The organism is Streptococcus parasanguinis (genome assembly GCF_016648855.1).
GTDB lineage: Bacteria > Bacillota > Bacilli > Lactobacillales > Streptococcaceae > Streptococcus > Streptococcus parasanguinis_L.
On the sequence record NZ_JACLQU010000017.1, the window covers coordinates 46,833 to 54,809 of the forward strand.

At 43.7% G+C, this 7,977-nt stretch carries 4 protein-coding genes; all 4 read left to right on the forward strand.

The window, feature by feature from the left end; translation table 11 throughout:
* Window positions 1–106: 106 nt before the first annotated feature.
* The 4 genes from dnaK to H7T92_RS09640 all read left to right on the forward strand — a co-directional run bounded on the left by dnaK (window position 107) and on the right by H7T92_RS09640 (window position 7,869).
* Complete coding sequence (dnaK, locus tag H7T92_RS09625; RefSeq protein ID WP_201037655.1) at window positions 107–1,930, forward strand: molecular chaperone DnaK; 1,824 nt, start codon at window positions 107–109, stop codon at window positions 1,928–1,930.
* A gap of 214 nt (window positions 1,931–2,144) precedes the next feature.
* On the forward strand, window positions 2,145–2,777 hold the full coding sequence (locus H7T92_RS09630) for a DJ-1/PfpI family protein (RefSeq protein ID WP_201037656.1): 633 nt from the start codon (window positions 2,145–2,147) through the stop codon (window positions 2,775–2,777).
* 266 nt (window positions 2,778–3,043) lie between these two features.
* Entirely contained in the window at window positions 3,044–4,177 is a 1,134-nt protein-coding gene (gene dnaJ / locus H7T92_RS09635; RefSeq protein WP_003004734.1) for a molecular chaperone DnaJ, read from the forward strand.
* 161 nt (window positions 4,178–4,338) lie between these two features.
* Complete coding sequence (locus H7T92_RS09640) at window positions 4,339–7,869, forward strand: family 20 glycosylhydrolase (RefSeq protein ID WP_201037657.1); 3,531 nt, start codon at window positions 4,339–4,341, stop codon at window positions 7,867–7,869.
* The last annotated feature ends 108 nt before the right edge of the window (window positions 7,870–7,977 follow it).

Below are 7,977 nucleotides of genomic sequence, written 5' to 3' on the forward strand. Positions count from 1 at the left end.
TCAAAGTTTAGTCTAAGAGATTGACGAAGTCAAGCTCTGACGGCGTCGCCACTTAAGAAGAGTATCAGAAAGAAAAAAAGAGAAAAAATAACAAGGAGAAAAACATATGTCTAAAATTATCGGTATTGACTTAGGTACAACAAACTCAGCAGTAGCGGTTCTTGAAGGAACTGAATCAAAAATTATCGCAAACCCAGAAGGAAACCGCACAACTCCATCTGTTGTGTCATTCAAAAACGGTGAAATCATCGTTGGTGACGCTGCAAAACGTCAAGCAGTCACAAACCCAGATACCATCATCTCTATCAAATCTAAGATGGGGACTTCTGAAAAAGTTTCTGCTAACGGTAAAGAATACACACCACAAGAAATTTCAGCTATGATTCTTCAATACTTGAAAGGTTATGCTGAAGATTACCTTGGTGAAAAAGTAACGAAAGCTGTTATCACAGTTCCTGCTTACTTCAACGATGCACAACGTCAAGCAACTAAAGACGCTGGTAAAATCGCTGGTCTTGAAGTAGAACGTATTGTCAACGAACCAACTGCAGCAGCCCTTGCTTATGGTTTGGATAAGACTGATAAAGAAGAAAAAATCTTGGTATTCGACCTTGGTGGTGGTACATTCGACGTATCTATCCTCGAACTCGGTGATGGTGTCTTCGATGTATTGTCAACTGCAGGGGATAACAAACTCGGTGGTGACGACTTTGACCAAAAAATCATCGACCACATGGTTGAAGAATTCAAGAAAGAAAATGGTATCGACTTGTCAACAGACAAGATGGCCCTTCAACGTTTGAAAGATGCAGCTGAAAAAGCGAAGAAAGACCTTTCTGGTGTCACTTCAACTCAAATCAGCTTGCCATTCATTACTGCAGGAGCTGCTGGACCTCTTCACTTGGAAATGACCTTGACTCGTGCTAAATTCGACGATTTGACTCGTGACCTTGTAGAACGTACAAAAACTCCAGTTCGCCAAGCCCTTTCAGATGCAGGTTTGAGCTTGTCAGAAATCGACGAAGTCATCCTTGTTGGTGGTTCAACTCGTATCCCTGCCGTTGTAGAAGCAGTTAAGGCTGAAACTGGTAAAGAACCAAATAAATCAGTAAACCCTGATGAAGTTGTGGCTATGGGTGCTGCCATCCAAGGTGGTGTGATCACTGGTGATGTCAAAGATGTTGTCCTTCTTGACATAACACCATTGTCACTTGGTATCGAAACAATGGGTGGAGTCTTCACAAAACTCATCGACCGTAACACAACAATTCCAACATCTAAATCACAAGTCTTCTCAACTGCAGCAGACAACCAACCAGCCGTTGATATCCACGTTCTTCAAGGAGAACGCCCAATGGCAGCAGATAACAAGACTCTTGGACGCTTCCAATTGACAGATATCCCAGCTGCACCTCGTGGTATCCCACAAATCGAAGTTACATTTGACATCGATAAGAACGGTATCGTATCTGTTAAGGCGAAAGATCTTGGAACTCAAAAAGAACAAACAATTGTTATCCAATCAAACTCAGGTTTGACAGACGAAGAAATCGATCGCATGATGAAAGATGCAGAAGCAAACGCTGAAGCAGATAAGAAACGTAAAGAAGAAGTTGACCTTCGTAACGAAGTAGACCAAGCTATCTTTGCGACTGAAAAGACAATCAAAGAAACTGAAGGCAAAGGCTTTGATGCAGAACGTGACGCAGCTCAAGCAGGACTTGATGATCTTAAGAAAGCTCAAGAATCAGGTAACCTTGAAGAAATGAAAGCAAAACTTGAAGCCTTGAACGAAAAAGCACAAGCATTGGCTGTTAAACTCTACGAACAAGCCGCAGCAGCGCAACAAGCCCAAGCAGGAGCAGAAGGCGCACAAGCGGCAGGAAACGCAGGCGATGACGTTGTAGACGGAGAGTTTACAGAAAAATAAGATGCAAAGCCCGTTAAAACCTCACAGTGAAAATAGGAAATCTGACGCAGAAACTTTAGTTTCTAGAAAGATTTATCTTTTTCACCAAGAGGTTAGGGCGTGCTCAATTCAGCATTACTAGTTTGATTTTTAAAACTTAAACTAGTAAGTATAAGAAGAAATCCAGAGGTTGCAACCCAGCCTCTGTTTTTCGGTAAAATAGAGGATGTTGCCTATGAAAAAAGTACTTTGCTTGATTTATCCTAATTTTTCTCTTTATGAGATAACTGCTTTAACGAGTACTTTAGCTCTGTCTTTTGATAGTACGATTGATTATGCCGCTTCAGATCATTCGATGGTGGTCTCTGAGGATGGCTTGCCCTGTCAACCGACCAAAACACTAGATCAAATCTGTATAGAAGAGTATTCTTGTGTGATTTTGCCAGGAATGGTCAACATAGGACCTGCCCTACAGGATGAGAAATTGATTTCGTTCTTGAGGGATCTTGGTGAGCAAGATATCCTCATTGCAGCCATTTCTTCAGCGCCTCTTTTATTAGCGAAAGCAGGTCTGTTGAAGGACACGAAATTTACAGGTGGAATTTGGCAAAACTTCTTTGACTATTTTGAATTTCTTCCACGTGAAAATTTCCAACCCAAACTGGTTGTGCAAGATAAACAGATCATTACGGCTATCGGTTTTGCCCATCAAGAGTTTGCAAGAAAAGTGATTCTAAGTTTAGGCTTGGCAGCTAATACGGACAACTATTTTAAAGAACGAAACGACTACTCAGAAGAGGATTTGATATTTACTCTATCGGACCAAGACTTTGATCAAGTGAAGCGAAGTATAGAAAACAGCCTCTAAAGATTTACATGAAAATTATAGAAAGGAACAAAGAGTGTTCGTAACTGAACACGGGTTCCAAAGTTTCTAATTCAATATAAAAGAAAGGAACTGAACCCGACCTAAATCGTGGTTTGATTCACAACATCAATAGAAAGGAACAAAGAGCGTTCGGGGAATTGAACTCGAGCGGAAAGCTTGGAAATTAGATAAACCGCCTAAGAAATCAGGATTTCTTGTCGGTTTCCTAAATTTCAGTCGCTTTCTGTTCGCTCTTAGTATCTTGTATGAATAATACTGAATTTTATGACCGTTTGGGCGTTTCAAAGAATGCATCTCAGGATGAGATCAAGAAAGCCTATCGGAAATTATCTAAAAAATATCACCCAGATATCAACAAGGAGCCTGGTGCTGAGGAAAAGTACAAGGAAGTTCAAGAAGCTTATGAGACTTTGAGTGACGAGCAAAAACGGGCTGCTTATGACCAATATGGTGCTGCGGGTGCCAATGGTGGCTTCGGTGGCGGAGCAGGTGGTTTTGGTGGCTTTGATGGTGCTGGTTTTGGTGGTTTTGAAGACATCTTCTCTAGCTTCTTTGGTGGTGGTGCAAGCCGTAATCCGAATGCTCCTCGTCAAGGGGATGACCTCCAATACCGCGTCAATCTCAAGTTTGAAGAAGCGATTTTTGGTGCGGAAAAAGAAGTCAAGTACCATCGGGAAGCTAGCTGTCATACCTGTCATGGTTCTGGAGCTAAGCCAGGCACTAGTCCGGTGACCTGTGGACGCTGTCATGGTTCTGGAGTCATCAATGTGGATACGCAAACCCCTCTTGGGATGATGCGCCGTCAAGTGACCTGTGATGTCTGTCATGGTCGTGGTCAAGAAATCAAGGATCCATGTACGACTTGTCGTGGAACAGGTCATGAAAAACAAGCTCATAGCGTGAATGTCAAGATTCCTGCAGGAGTTGAAACAGGTCAACAAATCCGCTTAGCTGGTCAAGGAGAAGCTGGCTTTAACGGTGGACCTTATGGTGACTTGTATGTTGTTGTCAATGTTGAGCCGAGCGATCGCTTCGAACGAGATGGCTCAACCATCTACTACAAGTTAGACTTGAACTTTGTCCAAGCAGCTCTTGGAGATACGGTCCATGTGCCAACCGTTCATGGAGATGTCGATTTGGTCATTCCTGAAGGAACCCAAACTGGTAAGAAATTCCGCCTCCGTGGAAAAGGGGCTCCAAGCTTACGTGGTGGTGCCATGGGGGATCAATATGTATCTGTCAATGTCGTCACCCCAACTGGATTAAATGATAAGCAAAAAGAAGCCCTTCAAGCCTTTGCGGAAGCAAGTGATTTGAAGGTCAACCCAAAGAAAAAAGGGTTCTTTGATAAGGTCAAAGATGCCTTGGATGATTTATAAGAAAAAACGAGTTTCCTTTTGAGTAAGGGGCTCGTTTTATTTTGGATCGAATCCAAGAACTTCCTCTCCTAATTAAAGAATAATGAGAAGCCTCATTGAATTTATTAAGATATCGTGGTAAATTTAAGAAAACGATTACAAAGACAATTTAGGAGGTCCTGATGAAATCACATCAACCACGTTATGCCATTCGAAAGTATGCAGTAGGAGCTGCTTCGGTGCTCATAGGATTTTTTGCTGGTGCTCATGTTGTAGCGGCCGATACGCCGACGACTACTGAAAGTCCTGCAACGACAGTTCCAACTCAGCCAAGCGAAGGCGAGGCGACGCTCTCCCCCAATGAGGAAGCTTCTCAGCTAACAGTAGAAAAACCAACGGCTCCTGCCCCAATCGTCGATCAAAGTCAACCGACACTGCCTGATCGTGAATTGCGGGTATCAGATCTTGACCGTTTGATTCGCGAAGAAGCGAGCTCTGTCGCAGAGTCGAATGTGGCAGCTCAACCAGCGACGGAAACGCCTGCTAAAGATCCTGACCAAGAAGAAAAATTAGCCAAGAAAAAGATTGTTTCGATCGATGCCGGTCGCAAGTACTTCTCACCAGACCAAATCAAGGAAATCATTGATGAAGCAAGTAAAACTGGCTATACAGACTTGCATCTTCTAGTCGGAAATGACGGTTTGCGCTTTGTGTTGGATGATATGTCTTTGAAAGTGGGAGATACTTCTTATTCTAGCCAAGCCGTGACGGATGCGATTGAAAAAGGGACAAAAGCTTATTACGATGATCCGAACGGGACAGCCTTGACCCAGGCTCAAATGGATGATATTTTGGCTTACGCCAAATCGAAGAAAGTAGGTGTCATCCCAACCATTAATAGTCCAGGTCACATGGATGCGATTCTGACGGCCATGGAACAATTGGGTATCGAAAACCCTCACTTTAATTATTTTGGTACAAAGAAATCAGCTCGGACAGTTGATTTGGACAACCAAAAAGCCATAGACTTTACTAAGGCTTTGGTAGACAAGTATGTGGCTTATTTCAGCGACAAGGCAGACATTTTTAACATCGGTTTGGATGAATATGCCAACGATGCCACAGATGCCCATGGTTGGCAGGTTCTCCAAGCCAGCAAGCATTGGCCAGGTGAAGGCTATCCAGAAAAAGGCTATGAAAAATTCATACAATATGCTAATGATCTAGCAGCTATTGTGAAAAAACACAAGATGAAACCAATGGCCTTTAATGACGGAATCTACTACAATGGCGATACTTCCTATGGTACTTTTGACAAGGATATCATTGTCTCCTACTGGACAGGTGGCTGGAACGGCTATGATGTCGCATCTTCAAAACTCTTGTCTGAACTAGGTCATCAGATTCTTAATACCAATGATGCTTGGTATTATGTGCTTGGACGGGACAAGGCTGGATCTGGTTGGTACAACCTGGATCAAGGTCTCGAAGGAATTTCCAAGTCAGCGATTGATGTGGTTCAAAAAAATGATGGAGCTAAGGTACCCTTCATCGGTGGCATGGTAGCTGCTTGGGCAGATACGCCATCCGCAACCTACAAAAAAGACCTTCTCTTTAAGCTCATGCATGCCTTCGCGGACAAGAATGCGGACTACTTTGTAGCAGATCCTGAAGTCGTTGAAAAAGCTCTTTCGGAAGCTCCAACTGATTTGGACCACTATACAAAGGAATCTCTAGTAGCCTTTACGGTAGCTAAAAAAGCTTTAGAAGGGGCAGGAGCAAACACCACTCGAGCAGAGGCCAAAACTTTGATCGATCATCTCAAAGCAGCTCAAGATGCTTTGGTGTATACGGAAAGCTACGCGAAAGAAGTTGCTGCAAAAGAAGCAGCAGAAAAACTCGCCATGAAGAAGGTCATCTCGATCGATGCGGGCCGCAAATACTTCTCACTGGATCAGTTGAAACGGATCGTCGACAAGGCCAGTGAGCTGGGTTATTCTGACTTGCACCTCCTTGTCGGAAACGATGGTATGCGCTTCGTGCTCGATGATATGACGGTGGAAGCCAATGGCAAAACCTATGCCAGTGATGATGTGAAAAAGGCCATTTTAGAAGGCACCAAGGCCTATTACGATGATCCAAATGGTCAAGCCTTGACCCAAGCAGAAATGGATGAACTCCATGCTTATGCGACTGCGAAAGGAATCGGCTTGATTGCGGCAGTCAATAGTCCTGGACACATGGATGCTTTGTTGGTGGCCATGGAAAAATTGGGCATTGAAAATCCACAAGCCAGCTTTGATACGGTTTCAAAAACAACCATGGATTTGACCAATGAAGCAGCAGTCAACTTTACCAAAGCCTTGATTGGCAAGTACATGGACTACTTCAAAGACAAGTCTAAGATCTTTAACTACGGAACAGATGAATATGCCAATGACGCTACCAGTGCGCAAGGCTGGTACTACCTCAAGTGGTATGACCTCTATGGTAAATTTGCGGAGTATTCCAATAGTCTTGCAGCTATGGCGCGTGAAAAAGGCTTGCAGCCAATGGCCTTTAACGATGGCTTCTATTATGGAGATGAAGATGATGTTGCCTTTGACAAGGACGTCTTGATTTCATACTGGTCTAAAGGATGGTGGGGCTATAATCTCGCATCTCCACAGTATTTGGCAGATAAGGGCTATAAATTCCTTAATACTAACGGAGACTGGTACTATGTTTTGGGAAGAACACCTGAAACGGGTGGTGGTTATATTGAAAAAGCGATTGCCAATGCAGCTGCTACTCCATTTAGACAACTCCCAAGTACAACATATCCAGAAACATCTTTGCCGATGGTCGGTAGCATGGTAGCTGTTTGGTGTGATACCCCAAGTGAAGAATACATCGAAAAAAATGTCTTTGATCTCATGGAAGCTTTTGCCAACCATAACAAGGACTATTTCAAGGCGGACTTCACTGCTCTTAGAAAAGCAGTTGCTACGGTGCCAACAGATCTAGACATATACACACCAGAATCGCGCGCAGCACTTGCGAAAGTCTTAGATAACTTGAATTGGAATGTGAGCCGTGCTCATCAAGATCAGGTGGATCAAGAAGTGGCTGCTCTGACTCAAGCCCTTGCGGGGCTCAAGCCAATCACGCAAGTAGGTAGCTTGGCTGAAAATGACGTCAAAGCCCTAGTGGAAGACAAACCAAGTCTTGAAATCGTAGAAAAAGAGCTTGATTTTGACCTTGTGGAACGGACCAATCCAGATCTCGCTAAAGGAGAACGCAAAGTGATCCAGGCTGGGGTTAAAGGGCAAGGTCTTGAGTATGTAGAGGTTTCGGCACTTGATCAAAGTCGAAAAGTGATCGCTACAGAAGTTGCTAAAGAGCCAGTTGCAGAAATTGTTGAAGTCGGTACCAAAGAAATTGTGATCCCAACAAGCCCTTCCGTAGAAGCACCAGTGAAGTCAGACGTGCTTGTAAATAAAGTGGTTCCAGATCCTTCAACACCTCAAGTGATCGCGAAGGCTCAACCTGTAGCACCAGTAAATACCCCAACGCCAATTCCAGCAACTGTGGAAGAAGCGGTTCGTCCAGAAACAGTATCTTCTAACAAGCAACTTCCAGAAACAGGAGTGGAATCTGCTCTGGGACTCGCTTTACTAGGAGCGATCTTAGGAGCAGCAGGAATGGACTTGAAAAATAAAAAAAGAGACTGAGACCTAGTTGACTTGTAACAGGTCGAAGTTAGGAGAGTGGGACAGAAATCGGTAATTCGTTAGAATTCGATTTCGTCGTCCCACCTCCGCACAGTTGAGTAGGGCTGT